The 16,772-nt window shown below is 73.0% G+C and carries 19 protein-coding genes; 17 read left to right on the top strand and 2 right to left on the bottom strand.

The window, feature by feature from the left end:
* The first annotated feature begins 44 nt into the window (after positions 1-44).
* The 13 genes from hutH (at position 45) to ACPZVR_RS22215 (ending at position 13,184) form a co-directional block, all read left to right on the top strand.
* Positions 45-1,589, top strand: a complete 1,545-nt coding sequence (gene hutH, locus ACPZVR_RS22275; protein ID WP_436701882.1) for a histidine ammonia-lyase — start codon at positions 45-47, stop codon at positions 1,587-1,589.
* Positions 1,586-3,256 (top strand): urocanate hydratase, encoded by a 1,671-nt coding sequence (hutU, locus tag ACPZVR_RS22270; protein WP_436701881.1) that lies wholly within the window; start codon positions 1,586-1,588, stop codon positions 3,254-3,256. Before hutH ends, hutU begins: the two co-directional genes overlap by 4 nt.
* 5 nt (positions 3,257-3,261) lie before the next feature.
* Positions 3,262-4,485, top strand: a complete 1,224-nt coding sequence (locus tag ACPZVR_RS22265) for an allantoate amidohydrolase (RefSeq protein WP_436701880.1) — start codon at positions 3,262-3,264, stop codon at positions 4,483-4,485.
* Positions 4,482-5,789, top strand: coding sequence for a formimidoylglutamate deiminase (locus ACPZVR_RS22260; RefSeq protein ID WP_436701879.1), 1,308 nt, complete (start codon positions 4,482-4,484; stop codon positions 5,787-5,789). Before ACPZVR_RS22265 ends, ACPZVR_RS22260 begins: the two co-directional genes overlap by 4 nt.
* Positions 5,790-5,803: 14 nt before the next feature.
* Positions 5,804-6,961: an imidazolonepropionase gene (gene hutI, locus ACPZVR_RS22255; RefSeq protein ID WP_436701926.1), complete on the top strand. Its 1,158-nt coding sequence runs from the start codon at positions 5,804-5,806 to the stop codon at positions 6,959-6,961.
* Positions 6,962-7,012: 51 nt separating this feature from the next.
* Positions 7,013-7,468, top strand: a complete 456-nt coding sequence (locus tag ACPZVR_RS22250) for an SAM-dependent methyltransferase (RefSeq protein WP_436701878.1) — start codon at positions 7,013-7,015, stop codon at positions 7,466-7,468.
* A gap of 203 nt (positions 7,469-7,671) precedes the next feature.
* On the top strand, positions 7,672-8,661 hold the full coding sequence (locus ACPZVR_RS22245) for a DUF389 domain-containing protein (protein WP_436701877.1): 990 nt from the start codon (positions 7,672-7,674) through the stop codon (positions 8,659-8,661).
* A 48-nt stretch (positions 8,662-8,709) separates the two neighbouring features.
* The gene (locus tag ACPZVR_RS22240) at positions 8,710-9,255 is read left to right on the top strand and encodes a DinB family protein (protein ID WP_436701876.1); all 546 of its coding nucleotides are present in this window, start codon (positions 8,710-8,712) and stop codon (positions 9,253-9,255) included.
* Complete coding sequence (locus ACPZVR_RS22235; protein ID WP_436701875.1) at positions 9,252-9,446, top strand: DUF3046 domain-containing protein; 195 nt, start codon at positions 9,252-9,254, stop codon at positions 9,444-9,446. Before ACPZVR_RS22240 ends, ACPZVR_RS22235 begins: the two co-directional genes overlap by 4 nt.
* Positions 9,443-10,729 (top strand): MFS transporter, encoded by a 1,287-nt coding sequence (locus ACPZVR_RS22230; protein WP_436701874.1) that lies wholly within the window; start codon positions 9,443-9,445, stop codon positions 10,727-10,729. Before ACPZVR_RS22235 ends, ACPZVR_RS22230 begins: the two co-directional genes overlap by 4 nt.
* Before the next feature lie 196 nt (positions 10,730-10,925).
* Positions 10,926-11,972: a recombinase RecA gene (gene recA, locus ACPZVR_RS22225; RefSeq protein ID WP_436701873.1), complete on the top strand. Its 1,047-nt coding sequence runs from the start codon at positions 10,926-10,928 to the stop codon at positions 11,970-11,972.
* 200 nt (positions 11,973-12,172) lie between these two features.
* Entirely contained in the window at positions 12,173-12,697 is a 525-nt protein-coding gene (locus ACPZVR_RS22220) for a regulatory protein RecX (protein WP_436701872.1), read from the top strand.
* Positions 12,687-13,184, top strand: coding sequence for a phosphoribosyltransferase (locus ACPZVR_RS22215; RefSeq protein ID WP_436701871.1), 498 nt, complete (start codon positions 12,687-12,689; stop codon positions 13,182-13,184). Before ACPZVR_RS22220 ends, ACPZVR_RS22215 begins: the two co-directional genes overlap by 11 nt.
* 41 nt (positions 13,185-13,225) lie before the next feature.
* Here the strand turns inward: ACPZVR_RS22215 and ACPZVR_RS22210 are convergent, their stop codons facing one another.
* Complete coding sequence (locus tag ACPZVR_RS22210; RefSeq protein ID WP_436701870.1) at positions 13,226-13,465, bottom strand: CDGSH iron-sulfur domain-containing protein; 240 nt, start codon at positions 13,463-13,465, stop codon at positions 13,226-13,228.
* A gap of 90 nt (positions 13,466-13,555) precedes the next feature.
* Here ACPZVR_RS22210 and ACPZVR_RS22205 point away from each other — a divergent pair, with 90 nt between their 5' ends.
* The 4 genes from ACPZVR_RS22205 (at position 13,556) to ACPZVR_RS22190 (ending at position 15,889) form a co-directional block, all read left to right on the top strand.
* Entirely contained in the window at positions 13,556-13,765 is a 210-nt protein-coding gene (locus ACPZVR_RS22205) for a cation transporter (protein ID WP_436701869.1), read from the top strand.
* A 75-nt stretch (positions 13,766-13,840) separates the two neighbouring features.
* Positions 13,841-14,698 (top strand): PPK2 family polyphosphate kinase, encoded by an 858-nt coding sequence (locus ACPZVR_RS22200; RefSeq protein ID WP_436701868.1) that lies wholly within the window; start codon positions 13,841-13,843, stop codon positions 14,696-14,698.
* Positions 14,699-14,705: 7 nt separating this feature from the next.
* Positions 14,706-15,482, top strand: a complete 777-nt coding sequence (locus tag ACPZVR_RS22195; protein ID WP_436701867.1) for a HipA family kinase — start codon at positions 14,706-14,708, stop codon at positions 15,480-15,482.
* Positions 15,479-15,889, top strand: coding sequence for a DUF3037 domain-containing protein (locus ACPZVR_RS22190; protein WP_436701866.1), 411 nt, complete (start codon positions 15,479-15,481; stop codon positions 15,887-15,889). Before ACPZVR_RS22195 ends, ACPZVR_RS22190 begins: the two co-directional genes overlap by 4 nt.
* 119 nt (positions 15,890-16,008) lie before the next feature.
* Here ACPZVR_RS22190 and ACPZVR_RS22185 read toward each other — a convergent pair whose 3' ends face one another.
* On the bottom strand, positions 16,009-16,752 hold the full coding sequence (locus ACPZVR_RS22185) for a sirohydrochlorin chelatase (protein WP_436701865.1): 744 nt from the start codon (positions 16,750-16,752) through the stop codon (positions 16,009-16,011).
* Positions 16,753-16,772 lie beyond the last annotated feature (20 nt).

Genomic DNA, 16,772 nt, shown 5'->3' with positions numbered 1-16,772 from the left:
GGTCCGCCCTGGCGCGCGCCACCCCGAGGAGGTGGAATCGGGGCATGGAGACAGTGACGGTCGGGACGGGCGCGGTCTCGTTCGACGAGGTGGTGGCGGTCGCCCGCGGTGGTGCCCCTGTGGTGCTCAGTGACGAGGCCCTGGCGGCCATCGACAAGGCGCGCGCGGTCGTCGAGGACCTCGCGGCGTCCCCGACGCCGCACTACGGCGTGTCGACCGGGTTCGGCGCGCTCGCCACCCGGCACATCGCGCCGGAGCTGCGGGCCCAGCTGCAGCGCTCGCTCGTCCGCTCGCATGCCGCGGGCAGCGGCCCCGAGGTGGAGCGCGAGGTCGTCCGCGGTCTCATGCTGCTGCGTCTCTCGACGCTCGCCACCGGCCGCACCGGCGTACGCCGGGAGACAGCCGAGTTGCTCGCCGCGCTGCTGAGCCACGGCATCACACCGGTCGTCCACGAGTACGGCTCGCTCGGCTGCTCCGGCGACCTGGCCCCCCTTGCCCACTGCGCGCTGGCGCTGATGGGCGAGGGTCCGGTCCGCACCTCGGACGGCGAGCTGACCGACGCCGCGAGCGCCCTCGCCGCGGCCGGGCTCACGCCGGTCGAGCTGCAGGAGAAGGAGGGCCTGGCCCTCATCAACGGCACCGACGGCATGCTCGGCATGCTGGTGCTCGCGATCCACGACCTCACCGAGCTGCTCAAGGTCGCCGACATCTCCGCGGCCATGTCCGTCGAGGGCCAGCTCGGCACCGACCGCGTCTTCGCGCCCGAGCTGCAGGCGATCCGCCCGCACCCCGGCCAGGCGGCCTCCGCGGCCAACCTCACGGCGCTGCTGCGCGACTCCGGCGTCGTCGCCTCGCACCGCGGGCCCGACTGCAACCGGGTCCAGGACGCCTACTCGCTGCGCTGCTCGCCCCAGGTGCACGGCGGCGCGCGGGACACGGTCGCGCACGCGGCGTCGGTCGCGTCCCGCGAGCTGGCCGCGGCGGTCGACAACCCCGTCGTCCTCGCCGACGAGGGCCGGGTCGAGTCCAACGGCAACTTCCACGGCGCGCCGGTCGCCTACGTGCTCGACTTCCTCGCGATCGTCACCGCCGACCTGGCCTCGATCGCCGAGCGACGGACAGACCGCTTCCTCGACAAGGCCCGCAACCACGGGCTCCCGCCCTTCCTGGCCGACGACCCCGGCGTCGACTCCGGCCTGATGATCGCGCAGTACACCCAGGCCGCGATCGTCTCCGAGCTCAAGCGCCTGGCCAACCCCGCCAGCGTCGACTCGATCCCGTCGAGCGCCATGCAGGAGGACCACGTCTCGATGGGCTGGTCGTCCGCGCGCAAGCTGCGCAGGGCCGTCGACGGCCTGACCCGCGTGCTCGCCATCGAGCTGATGACCGCGGCCCGGGCGCTCAACCTGCGCGCCCCGCTCACCCCCGGTCCCGCCACCGGCGCTGTCGTGGACCTCCTCCGCGACGCCGGTGTGGGCGGCCCCGGCACCGACCGGTTCCTCGCCCCCGAGATCGACACCGCCCACCAGCTCGTGGTCGACCGCTCCGTCACCGCGGCCGTCACGAACGCGATCGGAGAACTCGCATGACCACCCAGCAGGACAACCCCCGACTCCCCATCCACGCCGCCACCGGCACCGAGCTGACCGCCAAGTCGTGGCAGACCGAGGCTCCGCTGCGGATGCTGATGAACAACCTCGACCCCGAGAACGCCGAGCGTCCCGAGGACCTCGTCGTCTACGGGGGCACCGGCAAGGCCGCCCGCAACTGGGAGGCGTACGACGCCCTCGTGCGCACCCTGCGCGACCTCGAGGACGACGAGACCATGCTCGTCCAGAGCGGCAAGCCGGTCGGTGTCTTCAAGACCAACAAGTGGGCTCCTCGCGTGCTCATCGCCAACTCCAACCTGGTCGGCGACTGGGCCAACTGGGAGGAGTTCCGCCGGCTCGAGGAGCTGGGCCTGACCATGTACGGCCAGATGACGGCCGGCTCCTGGATCTACATCGGCACCCAGGGCATCCTGCAGGGCACCTTCGAGACGTTCGCGGCCGTCGCCGACAAGCGCTTCGGCGGCACGCTCGCCGGCACGATCACACTGACTGCGGGCCTCGGCGGCATGGGCGGCGCGCAGCCGCTCGCGGTCACGATGAACGACGGCGTCGCGATCTGCGTCGACGTCGACCAGAGCCGGATCACCCGCCGCATCGAGCACCGCTACCTCGACGTCCAGGCCGACGACCTCGACCACGCCCTCGAGCTGGCGGTGGCCGCGCGCGACGAGCGCCGAGGTCTGTCCATCGGCCTGCTCGGCAACGCCGCCGAGATCTTCCCCAAGCTGCTGGAGATGAAGGCACCCATCGACGTCGTCACCGACCAGACGTCGGCGCACGACCCGCTCTCGTACCTGCCCGTCGGCGTCCCCTTCGACGACTGGCACCAGGCCGCCGAGCGCGACCCGGAGGGCTTCACCAAGGACGCCCAGGCGTCGATGGCCGCGCACGTGCGGGCGATGGTGGAGTTCCAGGACGCCGGCGCCGAGGTCTTCGACTACGGCAACTCCATCCGCGACGAGGCCCGCAAGGGCGGCTACGACCGGGCGTTCGAGTTCCCCGGCTTCGTGCCGGCGTACATCCGCCCGCTCTTCTGCGAGGGCAAGGGTCCCTTCCGCTGGGCCGCGCTGTCCGGCGACCCGGCCGACATCGCCGCCACCGACAGGGCGATCCTCGAGCTCTTCCCCGAGAACGAGCGGCTCCACAAGTGGATCGGCATGGCGCAGGAGCGGGTCCACTACCAGGGCCTGCCCGCACGGATCTGCTGGCTGGGCTACGGCGAGCGCCACCTGGCGGGCCTGAAGTTCAACGAGATGGTCAGGAGCGGCGAGCTGAAGGCGCCGATCGTGATCGGTCGCGACCACCTCGACTGCGGCTCGGTGGCGTCGCCGTACCGTGAGACCGAGGCGATGCTCGACGGCTCCGACGCGATCGCCGACTGGCCGCTCCTCAACGCGATGACGGCGACCGCATCCGGCGCGACCTGGGTGTCGCTGCACCACGGCGGCGGGGTGGGCATGGGCCGCTCGATCCACTCCGGCCAGGTGTGCGTCGCCGACGGCACCGAGCTGGCTGCTGCGAAGATCGAGGCCGTGCTGACCAACGACCCGGGCATGGGCGTCATCCGCCACGTCGACGCGGGCTACGACCGGGCCGCCGAGGTCGCCGCCGAGCGTGGCGTCCGGATCCCGATGCAGGAGGGCTGAGTGCCGTGAGCTCCTCGATCGCCGGGGTGGCCGACTTCGAGCGGATGTGGCGCGACCTCGCGCCCGTCGGGCGCTCGGCGTCCTCCGGCGGCTACTTCCGCCAACCGTGGCACTCCGCCGAGCTCGAGCTCCGCGCGTGGTTCCGCGAGACCGCGACGGCCCGCGGGCTCGAGGTCGAGGAGGACCCGTTCGGCAACCTGGTCGCGTGGTGGGGGCCGGAGACCCTCGGGTCGGGCACCGACCGGGTGCTCACCGGCTCCCATCTCGACTCCGTCCTCGACGGCGGCGCGTACGACGGCCCGCTCGGCGTCGTGTCGTCGTTCGCCGCGGTCGACCTGATGCGCTCGCGCGGCGTGGAGCCCACCCGCCGCCTCGGCATCGCCGCGTTCGTCGAGGAGGAGGGCTCCCGCTTCGGGCGGGCCTGCCTCGGATCGCGGCTCGCGGTCGGCGCCACCTCGTGGTCCGAGGCCCGGGAGCTGGCCGACCGCGACGGCGTCCGTCTCGGCGACGTCGTCGAGGGGGCCGGCGACGGCGCAGCGTCGACGATGCTCGACGGCGTCGCCACCTACGTCGAGCTGCACGTCGAGCAGGGCCGTGGGCTCGTCGACCTCGACGCGCCGGTCGGCGTGCACAGCGGGATCTGGCCGCACGGGCGCTACCGCTACGACATCGCGGGCCGAGCCGACCACGCGGGCACCACCCGGATGGAGGACCGTGCCGACCCGATGCTCACCTACGCGATGACTGCGCTCGCGGCCAACAAGCAGGCCCGCCTGTCCGGCCAGCGCGCGACCTTCGGCCGGATCGACGTGCGGCCCAACGGCACCAACGCCGTACCGTCCCACGTCACGGCATGGCTGGACGCACGGGCCGAGTCCGACGACGCCCTCGCCGCGCTGGTCGCTGCGGTGGAGAAGCAGGCGGTCGACCGCGCCGGACGCGACGGCACCACCGTCGAGGTCACCCCGGAGTCGGTCACCGGCGAGGTGGCGTTCGACGCCGCGCTGCGCGACTCGCTGGTGGCCCGCCTCGGCGGGGTGCCGGTGCTGCCCACCCAGGCCGGCCACGACGCCGGCATCCTGCAGGACGCCGGCATCCCCACCGCGATGCTCTTCGTGCGCAACCCCTCGGGCGTGTCGCACTCGCCCTACGAGTCGGCCGAGACCGCCGACTGCCTGGCCGGCGTCGAGGCGCTCGCCGACGCGCTCACCGGCCTGGTCGCGCCGTGACCGCCTACCTGCTGGAGCATGCCTGGGTCGGCGGCCGGGTCCGCGACACCGTCCGGGTCGAGGTCGAGCACGGGCGGATCACGTCGGTCGAGCCCGACGCCACCACCACCGGCGTGCCCCTGCGCGGGCTCACCCTCCCCGGCCTCGCCAACACGCACAGCCACGCCTTCCACCGCGCGCTGCGCGGGCGCACCCAGACCGACCGCGGCACGTTCTGGACCTGGCGCGAGCAGATGTACGCCGTCGCCGGCCGGCTCGACCCCGACACCTACTACGAGCTGGCCAGGGCGACCTACGCCGAGATGGTGGCGGCCGGCTACACGGCGGTGGGGGAGTTCCACTACCTGCACCACCAGCCCGACGGGACGCCGTACGACGAGCCGAACGCGATGGGGCACGCCCTGCTCGCCGCGGCCCGCGACGCCGGCATCCGGATCACCCTGCTCGACACGCTCTACCTGTCCAGCGGGTTCGGCGCCCCGCCCGAGGGCGTGCAGCAGCGCTTCTCCGACGGCACGGCCGATGCCTGGCAGGAGCGGGTCGCCGCCCTGTCGGTCCCGCTCGGCGCCGCGGGAGCGATCGGCGTCGCGGCCCACTCCGTGCGGGCCGTGCCCGCCCACGCGCTGAAGGCGTTCGCGCCGTACGCCGCCGACGGGGTGCCGGTCCACGTGCACCTGTCGGAGCAGGTCAAGGAGAACGCCGACTGCGTCGCGGCTCACGGGATCACGCCGACGGGGCTGCTCGCCGACCACGGCGTGCTCGGCCCGATGACGAGCGCGGTCCATGCGACCCACCTGACCGACGAGGACATCCGGCTGCTGGGGGAGGCGCGCGCGTTCGCGTCGTTCTGCCCCACCACGGAGCGCGACCTCGGCGACGGGATCGGCCCGGCGCGGGCGCTGCAGGAGGCCGGCGCGGTCCTGACGCTCGGCTCCGACAGCCACGCCGTCATCGACGCGTTCGAGGAGATGCGCGCCCTCGAGTTGGACGAGCGCCTCGCCACCCGGGCCCGCGGGCACTGGACCGCGGGTGAGCTGCTGCTCGCCGGCACGGCCGACGGGCACCGCAGCCTCGGCTTCGCCGACGCCGGCGCGATCGCGGTCGGCCAGCGCGCCGACCTGGTGACCATCGACCTCGCCTCGCCGCGCACGGCCGGCACCGGTCGCGACGAGCACACCGCCGTCTTCGCCGCCGGTGCCGCCGACGTCACGCACGTGATGGTGGACGGCGCGGTGGTCTTCGACGGCGACCACGGCGCGGTCGGCCGTGCCCTCGACGACGTGATCGGAAGGCTGTGGACATGACCGACGGGGAGCCCATGAGCCTGCTCATCACCAACATCGGCGAGCTGGTCACCAACGACCCCGCCACCGCCGGACCGGGCGACCCGCTCGGCGTCCGCACCGACGCGGCCGTCGTCCTGACCGACGGCGTCGTCGCCTGGGTCGGCGCCGCCGCCGGCGCGCCCGCCGCCGACGAGGTGTTCGACGCGCGGGGTCGCGCGGTGCTGCCCGGCTTCGTCGACAGCCACAGCCACCTGGTGTTCGCCGGCGACCGGGCGCTGGAGTTCCAGGCGCGGATGGCGGGGGAGTCCTACGCCGCCGGCGGCATCCGCACCACCGTCGCCGCCACGCGCGCCGCGTCCGACGACCAGCTCGCGGCCGGCGTCGCGCGCCATGTCGCCGAGATGCGCCGCCAGGGCACCACCACCCTCGAGATCAAGTCCGGCTACGGTCTCTCCGTCGACGACGAGGCGCGCTCGCTGCGGGTCGCGCGCGAGTTCACGGACGAGACGACCTTCCTCGGCGCCCACGTCGTCGCGCCGGAGTACGCCGACGACCCCGCGGCGTACGTCGACCTCGTGACCGGCCCGATGCTCGAGGCCGCCGCCCCGCACGCGAGGTGGATCGACGTGTTCTGCGAGCGCGGCGCGTTCGACGAGGAGCAGGCCCGCACCATCCTCGCCGCCGGCGCGGCGGCCGGCCTGCAGGGCCGGCTGCACGCCAACCAGCTCGGCGAGGGCCCCGGCGTCCGGCTCGCGGCCGAGCTCGGCCTGACCGCCGTCGACCACTGCACCTACCTGACCGACGCCGACGTGCACGCCCTGCGCGACGCCGGCACCGTCGCGACGCTGCTGCCCGGCGTCGAGTTCAGCACGAAGCACCCCTACCCCTCGGGCCGCCGGCTGATCGACGCCGGTGTCACCGTGGCCCTCGCCAGCGACTGCAACCCCGGCTCCTGCTACACCAGCTCGCTGCCGTTCTGCATCGCGCTCGCGGTCCGCGAGATGGGGATGACCCCGGCCGAGGCCGTCCGGGCCGCGACCGCGGGCGGCGCGGCCGCGCTGGGACGCACCGACGTCGGCCGCGTCGTCCCCGGCGCGCGGGCCGACCTGATGCTGCTCGACGCGCCCACGCACGTCCACCTCGCCTATCGGCCGGGCGTCCCGCTCGTCGCGCGCACCTGGAGCGGCTGAGCGCAAGAACGGTCGGGTGCCCGGCCCCACGCGAGCCCTACGCTCGTCGTCATGCCCGGACTCTCGCCACGACTGGCCGCGGTCGTCGACGCCCTGCCGCTGCGCGCGGGGATGCGGGTGCTGGAGATCGGCGGGGCACCCGGCGCGGCGGCGCAGGAGGTCGTCCGACGCATCGGTCCCGGCGGCCACGTCCTGGTCGTCGACCGGTCGGCCAAGGGCATCGCGCTGACGAGCCGCAACGCGGCGCAGGAGATCGACGACGGACGACTCAGCGTGCGCCAGGTCGCGGTGGAGGAGCTCGTGCTGCTGCCCGGCGAGGCGCCGTACGACCTGGCCTTCGCGGTGCGGGTCGGGGCCCTCGACGGGAGGGATCCGGCGGCCGGCGAGCGGGCACTGCCCCGGATCGCCGCCGCGCTCGTGCCGGGCGGCCGGCTGCTCGTCGACGGTGGCGACCCGCTGAGGGACGTCGATCTCCGGCTGGCGCCTCTCGTAGCCCGTCGCAGCTGAACCGCGGGCCGGGAGTCGCCCAGGCACGCTCCTCGCTGCGTTGGCGAAGCTCGACAGACCCCAGCGGAGCCCCGGGGCGTCGGGAGGTTGCTTCGCTCCTCGCCGATGCCCCGGTATGCCAGTGCTCCGCCGCCTTGCGATGCACGCACCTGGACACCTCCCAACGGCACGCTTCAGCCGCGACACGCTACTAGTGTGAGCGGGTGCAGCACCTCCGCATCACGTCCCCGCGGGCCCTCACCCCGGCCGTACTCGACGCCCTCCGGGACGACCCGGCCGTGACCGGCCTCACCTGCGTCCGCGGGGCGGCGCTCGTGCCGGAGGGCGACCTCGTCGAGGCCGACGTGGCGCGCGAGGCCGTCAACGAGGTCGTGGACGACCTGCGCCGCCTCGGCGTGCCGCAGGAGGGGTCGATCCACGTCGTCCCCGTGACGACCTGGCTGTCCCAGGCCGGCCTCGACGCGGAGCGCCGTACTCCGGGGTCCTCGGCCGACGCGGTCGTGTGGGCCGACGTGACGCAGCGTGCCTACGAGGAGTCCGAGCTCAACTGGACGTTCCTGACCTTCATGAGTCTGGCGACCCTGATCGCGAGCATCGCGATCATCCTCGACTCCCAGATCCTGGTCATCGGGGCGATGGTGCTCGGCCCGGAGTTCGTGCCGATCGCGGCGCTCGGCCTGGCGCTGGTCCGGCGTCGCCCGTCGCTGTTGCGCTTCGCGGCCCGCTCGCTCGTCGTCGGGTTCGCCGTCGCCATCGCGGTCACCACCGCGGCCGCGCTCCTCGCGCGAGCACTGGGCTGGATCACCCACGACATGGTGACGGCGCCGCGGCCCGCTACCGGGTTCATCTACACGCCCGACAAGTGGTCGTTCATCGTCGCCGTCGTCGCCGCGGCCGCCGGCGCCCTGTCGCTCACCTCGGCGAAGGTCGGCGGCCTGTCCGGGGTCTTCATCTCGGTCACCACCATCCCCGCCGCGGGCAATGTCGCGCTCGGCCTCGCGTTCGGCGTCCCGGACGAGATCCGGGGCAGCGTCCTGCAGTTGCTGCTCAACGTCTCCGGGATGGCCGTCGCGGGCTGGCTCACGCTCGCCTTCCAGCAGGCGGTGTGGAGCCGGATGTCCGAGCGCCGGGCCCGGCTGGTCGCGCGATTGCGGCGCCGGACCGGCACCTGGCAGGTCCTCGACGGCGATTGACCGGATCCCGGCTCGCGGGGCGCGCCGCGGCCGCCGGAGGATGGCCCCGTGACCAACGAGAGCGCCGTCATCGCCCCCGACACCAAGGACTGGACCTGGGTGCTCGAGCGTCCCTGTCCCGAGTGTGGCTTCGATGCCGCCCGGATCGACCGGGCCGACCTCGGTGCCGCGATCCGTGAGAACGCCGACTTCTGGGCGGCCGCGCTGACCGACTCGCGCGCCGGCACGCGACCGTCGCCGACGGTGTGGTCGCCGACCGAGTACGCCTGCCACGTGCGCGACGTGAACCGGGTGTTCACCGGCCGGGTCGAGCAACTCCTCGCCGAGGACGACCCCCGGTTCGCCAACTGGGACCAGGACGAGACGGCCGTGACGGAGCGGTACGACGAGCAGCGCGCGGTGGACGTCGTACCGGACCTCGTGGCGGCCGCCGCTGCCGTCGCCGACGCCTACGACCGTGTGCCGGACGACGCCTGGGAGCGCCCGGGGCGGCGCAGCAACGGCAGCGTGTTCACCGTCGACACGCTCGGGAGGTACCACCTGCACGACCTCGTGCACCACCGGTGGGACGTCCGGTGGATCATGGGGGAGTGAGGCACACCGAGTTCTGGGCACGTATGGATCGCCATCTCGGTGAGGGCTACGCCCGCGTGTGGGCCGACACCTTCGTGATCGGCGCGCTCGACCACCGCACCGCGAGCGAGGCGCTCGCCGCCGGTGTGTCGCCGAAGGAGGTCTGGCGCGCGGTCTGGGAGGTGCGCGAGCTCCCGGAGAGCGAGCGGTGACCGGCCTGGTCGAGCCGGACCTGGTCCTCGACGCGGTCCACCGCCGCACCGTCCGCGTCCTCGTGCTCACCCAGGCGGTCGGCGCGGTGGGCATCACGATCGGCATCGCCACCGCCTCCCTGCTCGCCCGCGACCTGTCCGGCTCGGAGGCCCAGTCCGGGCTCGCCCAGACCGCCCAGGTGCTCGGCGCGGCGGTGATCTCGTTCCTGCTCGCCCCGCTCATGGCGCGGCGGGGGCGTCGTACCGGTCTGATGACGGGCTACGTCGTCGGCTCCGCCGGCGGCCTCACCGCCGTGCTCGCCGGCGTGGTCGGCTCGATGCCGCTGCTGCTCGTCGGCGCGATGATGCTCGGCGCGGCCACCTCGGCCAACAACGCCGCCCGGTACGCCGCGACCGACCTCGCGACCGACGCCAACCGCGCCCGGTCGCTCTCCCTCGTCGTCTGGGCGACCACGATCGGCGCGGTTGCGGGACCGAACCTGACCGGGCCGGCCGGGGCGGTCGCGGACACCGTCGGGATCCCGGAGCTGACCGGTCCGTTCGCCATCGGCGCGGTCGGGATGCTCGTCGCCGCGGTGATCGTCGCGGTGCTGCTGCGGCCCGACCCGTTGGTGACGGCGCAGCGGGCGGCGTCCGGTGGCGACGGCGGACGCGCCGTCGGCCGGACCGGCGGCTCCTGGAGCCGCACGGCCGCGACGGTCCGGGACCGGCCGGTCCTCGGCTACGCCATCGGCGGGCTGGCGCTCACCCACGCCACGATGATCGGCGTGATGACGATGACGCCGCTGCACATGGAGCACGGCGGCTCGGGGCTGGAGGTCATCGGCATCGTGATCAGCGTGCACGTGCTCGGCATGTTCGCGTTCTCGCCGCTCGTCGGGATGCTCGCCGACCGCCTCGGCCGCCCGCCTGTCCTGGCCGCCGGGGGAGTGGTGCTGCTGGTCGCGCTGCTCCTGTGCGCGTCGGCTCCCAGCGGGATGTCGTGGCAGGTGACCGTCGGCCTGTTCCTGCTCGGCCTGGGCTGGTCGCTCGCCATGGTCGCGGCCTCGACGCTGGTCGCCGAGCACGCGCCGCTGGAGGTGCGGACCGACGTGCAGGGCGTCTCGGATCTGGTGATGGGCCTGACCGCCGCGGCCGCCGGCGCGATCGCCGGCGTGGTGGTCGGCGCGGCGGGCTATCCCGCCCTCGCCCTGACCAGCCTGCTGCTCGTCGCCGGCGTGCTCGGCTGCGCCGCCCGCGCGATCGCGGGGTCCCGGGCCGTCGCGACACGCCGGCCGGTCTGACGCGACTTCGAACACCTGTTCGGCTAGGTTTGGTCGTACGGCAGCACGGGGCCCGACGCGGGTCCGTCGACTGTCCACAGGTACGACGTTCCGACGGGTTGTCCACACCCACGACACGACTGATCAGGTTGTGTCGGGACCCCGCTCTAGCGTCGCCGATGTACCTGGCCCACGCGACACGAAGGAGACGAGGACCATGGCTGGAGACGACCGGCAGAAGGCGCTCGAGACCGCCCTGCTCAACATCGAGAAGTCCTACGGCAAGGGTTCGGTGATGCGGCTCGGCGACGACTCGCGCGCCCCCCTTGACGTGATCCCGACCGGGTCGATCGCGCTCGACGTGGCGCTCGGCATCGGCGGCCTCCCGCGTGGTCGCGTGGTGGAGATCTACGGCCCGGAGTCGAGCGGAAAGACGACCGTCGCCCTGCACTCCGTGGCCAGCGCCCAGGCCGCCGGCGGCATCGTCGCCTTCATCGACGCCGAGCACGCGCTCGACCCCGACTACGCCAAGGCCCTCGGCGTCGACACCGACGCCCTCCTGGTCTCCCAGCCCGACTCCGGTGAGCAGGCCCTCGAGATCGCCGACATGCTGATCCGCTCCGGCGCGCTCGACCTGATCGTCATCGACTCCGTGGCCGCGCTCGTGCCCCGCGCCGAGATCGAGGGCGAGATGGGCGACAGCCACGTCGGCCTGCAGGCCCGCCTGATGAGCCAGGCGCTGCGCAAGATGACCGGTGCCCTCAACCAGTCCAAGACGACCGCCATCTTCATCAACCAGCTGCGCGAGAAGATCGGCGTCATGTTCGGCTCGCCCGAGACCACCACCGGTGGTCGCGCGCTGAAGTTCTACTCCTCGGTGCGCCTCGACGTCCGCCGCATCGAGACCCTCAAGGACGGCACCGACATGGTCGGCAACCGGACCCGGGTCAAGGTCGTCAAGAACAAGGTCGCCCCGCCCTTCAAGCAGGCCGAGTTCGACATCATGTACGGCAAGGGCATCTCCCGTGAGGGTGGCCTGATCGACGTGGGTGTCGAGGCGGGCCTGATCCGCAAGGCCGGCGCCTGGTACACCTATGAGGGCGACCAGCTCGGTCAGGGCAAGGAGAACGCCCGCGGCTTTCTCAAGGACAACCCCGACCTGGCCAATGAGCTGGAGAAGAAGATCCTCGAGAAGCTCGGCGTCACCCCGACCATCGACGGCGACGAGCTGTCCGACGAGCCCATCGGCGTCGACTCCTTCTGACGGCGCGAGCATGTCGCTCGTTCCTCGCGCCATGCTGCCGCGCACGCAGTCGAGTTCCGTAGGGCACGACTTCGCGGGGCGGCACGACGACGGCACGGTGGGAAGCGGCGGGCTCGTCGGCTCCGGTCGCTCGTTCCTCGCTCACTGCGCCTCCTCGTCCGCCGTTCCCGCCGTAGCCACCTGGCAGGAGGACGTGACCGATGCGTGACGAGGAGCCCCCCGAGGACGACGGCTGGACGGAGGACGCGGATCCGGAGTCGGTCGCCCGCAAGATCCTGCTCGACCAGCTGAGCATCAAGGCGCGCAGCCGGCGCGAGCTCGAGGAGCGGCTGGCGCGGCGCAACGTCCCTGAGGACGTGACGGGGCGGTTGCTCGACCGGTTCGAGGAGGTCGGCCTCGTCGACGACGAGGCCTTCGCCCGGGCCTGGGTCGAGGGACGCCAGCGCAGCCGCGGCCTGGCCCGGACCGCGCTCGCGGTCGAGCTGCGCCGCAAGGGCGTCGCCGACGAGACGGCGAAGGCGGTGCTCGCGGAGGTCGACCCGGGCGCGGAGGAGGAGGCGGCGCGCGGCCTGGTCCGCAAGAAGCTGCGCTCCATGCGCGGCCTCGACGAGCAGATCGCTGCCCGTCGGCTGGTGGGGATGCTCGCCCGCAAGGGCTACCCGGCGGGCCTCGCCTATGCCGTCGTGCGCGCCGAGCTCGGTGCAGAATGGGCGAGTGACGACTGACGTCCCGGCGCCCGAGCGCGAGATCCTGACCTACGACCTCTTCGGCACCGCGGTGCGCGACCTCGCCCAGCAGGTCGTCGACGACGGCTTCGAGCCCGACATCGTGCTTGCGATCGCTCGCGGCGGCCTGGGGCTGGCGATGGGCCTGGGCTACGCCCTGGACGTGAAGAACCTGTCGGCCGTCAACGTCGAGTTCTACACCGGCGTCAACGAGCGGCTCGATGTGCCGATGATGCTGCCGCCGACGCCGGCCGCGATCGACCTGACCGGCATGAAGGTGCTCATCGCCGACGATGTCGCCGACACCGGCAAGACGCTCGAGGTCGTCCGTGACTTCTTCGCCGACCACGTGGCCGGGACGCGGACCGCGGTCATCTACGAGAAGCCGTGGACGGTGATCCGGCCGGAGTACGTCTGGCGTCACACCGAGGCCTGGATCGACTTCCCCTGGTCCTCGAGCCCGCCGATCGTCGGCGCCCGCGGATGAGCGCGGCCCGGGCCTGAGACCGCCCGGCTCGGGCGTGTTGGTCAGCCGGCGTCGGCCACGCACACCGGCCGGTCCGCGCTGCGGAAGCCGGTGGCGCGGTGGCTGGAGTCGCAGAACGGCTGGGCGGCGGAGCGACCGCAGCGGCACAGCAGGACGACGCGCTGCCCGTCCAGGTCGTACTCCTCCCCGGTCGGGTCGAGGAGCCGGAAGCTCCCCTTGATCTGGAGGGGTCCGTCCTGGACGGCTTCGACGGTCACGGGGCGGCTTGCCTGATCGACCATGGATTCTCCTGAGAGGCGGGTTTCGGTTGCTTGGCTCATACCTTAGGGGGGTACCCTATTGACGTCCAGTCAATCGACGAGAGGAATGAGATGAGCAACGTCGCGACGGCCACGTACACGGTGGCCGGGATGACCTGCAACGGATGCGTCGGCAAGGTCACCGCGGCCGTGACGGCCGTCGACGGAGTGACCGACGTCGACGTCGACGTCAGCACCGGTTCGCTGGAGGTGACGGGCGCCGCCGACGACGCCGCGATCCGGGCGGCCATCGCCGAGATCGGCTACGCGATCCGGGACTGACCGGGGCTGCTCGCCCTCGGACGGCGGGGGCCACGCCCGCGCGTGGCCCCCGCCGACATCATCTAGGGTCCAGTCATGAGCTTCCCACTCTCGGCTCTCACCCGGCCGCTGCGTGTCCCGCCCGGCCCGGTCGACCTGGGCGCGATCGAGACCGACGCCGCGCCCGGCTTCGACGGCGACAAGAGGGCGGGTGAGCGGGCGCTGCTGGACCTCGGCCCCGCATTGGCCGATCTGCAGGAGCGGCTGTTCGCCGACGGCAAGTCGGGCGGGCGACCCAGCATCCTGCTGGTGCTGCAGGGCATGGACACCTCCGGCAAAGGCGGCACCCTGCGCTCGACGGTCGGCCTGGTCGACCCGCAGGGCGTCCGGATCACCTCGTTCAAGGCGCCGACGCCCGAGGAGCTGTCCCACGACTTCCTGTGGCGGATCACCAAGGCGCTGCCGCCGGTCGGGCTGATCGGCGTCTTCGACCGGTCGCACTACGAGGACGTGCTCATCGCGCGGGTCCGCTCGCTCGTGCCGCCTGAGGAGATCGAGCGGAGGTACGACGCCATCAACGCCTGGGAGGCCGAGCTGGCCGCCGAGGGCACGACCGTCATCAAGTGCATGCTGCACATCTCGGCGGCGGAGCAGAAGGAGCGCCTGCTCGCCCGGCTCGACGACGAGACCAAGCACTGGAAGTACAACCCGGGCGACGTCGACGAGCGGGAGCTGTGGCCGGCCTATCAGGAGGCGTACGCGCTCGCGATCGAGCGGACCAACACCGAGGTCGCTCCGTGGCATGTCGTCCCGGCCGACAAGAAGTGGTACCGCAACCTCGCGATCGGGACGCTGCTCCACGACGCGCTCCGGTCCTACGACCTGGGCTGGCCGAAGGCCGACTTCGACGTGGCCCACGAGCGGCGACGGCTGAGCGAGGAGTCGCCGCGGTGAGCGCGGCATGAGCATGGAGCAGGTCGCCGTCACCCGCTACGTCACGCCGTTGCGCGAGGGCGGGAGTCTGCCGGGGATCGTCGAGGCCGACGACCTCGGCACCTACGTCTGCAAGTTCCGCGGCGCCGGCCAGGGCACCAGGGTGCTGGTCGCGGAGGTGGTCGTCGCGGGACTGGCCCGCCTGCTCGACGTACCCACGCCGGATCAGGTGGTGCTCGACCTCGACCCCGAGATCGCCCGCTACGAGGCCGACGAGGAGGTGCAGGACCTGATCAACGCGAGCGCCGGCCTCAACCTGGGCATCGACTTCCTGCCCGGCTCCTTCGGCTACGACCCGACCAGCACGCCGGACGCGAGCCTGGCCGGTCGGATCCTGTGGCTGGACGCGTTCACCGCGAACGTCGACCGCAGCTGGCGCAATCCCAACCTGCTGGTCTGGCGCGGCACGCTGCAGGCGATCGACCACGGCGCCTCGCTGTACTTCCACTATTCCTGGTCCGGCGGCCCGGGGGACCCGGCGCGGTTCGCCGCGCAGCCCTACGACGCCTCCGAGCACATCCTGCGCGGCTTCGCCGCCGCGGCGCGCGCCCAGGACGACGAGCTCGCCGCCCGGCTGACCGACGACGCGCTCGCCGCCGTGCTCGACGACGTCTGCGACGACTGGCTCGAGCCCGTTCCCGGAGCGGAGACGCCGGCGGCACTGCGCGAGCGGTATGTCGCCTTCCTCGCCGCGCGCCGCGACGGCGGCCGCGCCTGGATCCCGACCCCGGAGCTGGCCTCGTGAAGGCCTACCAGTACGTCACCCTGCGCTGCGTCCCTCGCGTCGAGCGCGAGGAGTTCGTCAACGTCGGCGTGGTGCTCCACTGCCCGGCCGAGGACTTCCTCGGCGTTCGCTCGGCCGTCGACCCCGACCGGATCCGGGCCCTCGACGCGGAGATCGACGTCGCGTCGATCCGGGCCGCGCTCGAGGCGGTCGAGCGGGTCTGCCGCGGCGACGCCCACGTCGGCTTCGAGGTGGGCGAGCGCGCGACGGCGTACGGCTCGCGCGCGCAGAAGGACGACGCCAGCACCCGCTTCGGGTTCCTCAAGGCGCCGAAGAGCACGGTCCTGCAGCCCGGCCCGGTCCACGGCGGCGTCACCGCCGACCCCGCCCGGACCCTCGAGCACTTGCTGGAGCAGCTCGTCCTGTGACCTCGGGCAGCTCGATGTGCCTGACATAACGGCGACTGGCACGACAAAACTCACGCTGGGACGAGGAAGTTTCCTCGTCCCAGCGTGAGATTCACCGGCCGGCCGGTGAATCTGTCTTTTCAGACCGGAACCAACTCCACCGCGCCGACGGCATACCGGGCGAGGATGGTGCGAGCGATCTCGGGGTGGGCGCCGAGGGGCTCGGAGACGGCGACGGCGCCGGCCTCGAGCGCGAGCTCGGTCGCCCGGTCGACCAGGTTGCCGGGGGCGAGGAAGAGCGAGGCGACCGCGATGTGGCGCCGGCCCTCGGCCCGGAAGGCGCGCACGGCCTCCCCGGTGGCCGGGGGAGCGCTGGTGGCGTACGCCGCGGTGACGGGCAGCTTGTGGTGGGCGCCCCAGAGGCGGGCGAGACGGGCGACCGCCTGGTTGGCGAGCGGGTCCGACGTACCGGCCGCGGCGAGGACGAGCGCGTCGAGCTCGCGCACGCGGGCGGCCCGGAGTGCCTCGCGCAGGCGCTCGTCGAGGACTTCGAGGAAGCGGGCCTCGAGGCCGAGGACGCCGGTCGCCCGGATCTGCAGGCCCGGATGCCGTGCCGTCGCCTCGGCGATCGCCTCAGGCACGTCGACCCGGGCGTGGAACGCCTCGACCAGCAGCAGCGGTACGACGACGATCTCGTCGTACCCGGCCTTGACCAGCCGGTCGACCACCGTGTGGAAGCTCGGCTTGGCGAGGTCGAGGAACGCCTTCTCGATGCGCAGGTCGGGACGCAACGCCTTCGTGGCGTCGACGAGCGCGGAAACGGTGGCGGCCGAGCGCGGGTCGCGGCTGCCGTGGGCCAGGGCGATGAGTGCCGGGGCGGTCATCGTCGGTTCCCCCTCTCCTC

Origin of the sequence: Nocardioides segetis (genome assembly GCF_051390595.1) — a bacterium.
Taxonomy (GTDB): Bacteria; Actinomycetota; Actinomycetes; order Propionibacteriales; family Nocardioidaceae; genus Nocardioides.
Note: the sequence above shows the minus strand (reverse complement) of the source record. Positions and strands in the feature narration are given on the sequence as shown.

Excerpts from the sequence above, each read along its gene's own strand:
- hutH (WP_436701882.1), top strand. The coding sequence starts at position 45 with ATGGAGACAGTGACGGTCGGGACGGGCGCGGTCTCGTTCGACGAGGTG.
- hutU (WP_436701881.1), top strand. The coding sequence starts at position 1,586 with ATGACCACCCAGCAGGACAACCCCCGACTCCCCATCCACGCCGCCACC.
- hutI (WP_436701926.1), top strand. The coding sequence starts at position 5,804 with ATGAGCCTGCTCATCACCAACATCGGCGAGCTGGTCACCAACGACCCC.
- ACPZVR_RS22250 (WP_436701878.1), top strand. The coding sequence starts at position 7,013 with ATGCCCGGACTCTCGCCACGACTGGCCGCGGTCGTCGACGCCCTGCCG.
- recA (WP_436701873.1), top strand. The coding sequence starts at position 10,926 with ATGGCTGGAGACGACCGGCAGAAGGCGCTCGAGACCGCCCTGCTCAAC.
- ACPZVR_RS22220 (WP_436701872.1), top strand. The coding sequence starts at position 12,173 with ATGCGTGACGAGGAGCCCCCCGAGGACGACGGCTGGACGGAGGACGCG.
- ACPZVR_RS22210 (WP_436701870.1), bottom strand. The coding sequence starts at position 13,465 with ATGGTCGATCAGGCAAGCCGCCCCGTGACCGTCGAAGCCGTCCAGGAC.
- ACPZVR_RS22205 (WP_436701869.1), top strand. The coding sequence starts at position 13,556 with ATGAGCAACGTCGCGACGGCCACGTACACGGTGGCCGGGATGACCTGC.
- ACPZVR_RS22200 (WP_436701868.1), top strand. The coding sequence starts at position 13,841 with ATGAGCTTCCCACTCTCGGCTCTCACCCGGCCGCTGCGTGTCCCGCCC.
- ACPZVR_RS22195 (WP_436701867.1), top strand. The coding sequence starts at position 14,706 with ATGAGCATGGAGCAGGTCGCCGTCACCCGCTACGTCACGCCGTTGCGC.
- ACPZVR_RS22185 (WP_436701865.1), bottom strand. The coding sequence starts at position 16,752 with ATGACCGCCCCGGCACTCATCGCCCTGGCCCACGGCAGCCGCGACCCG.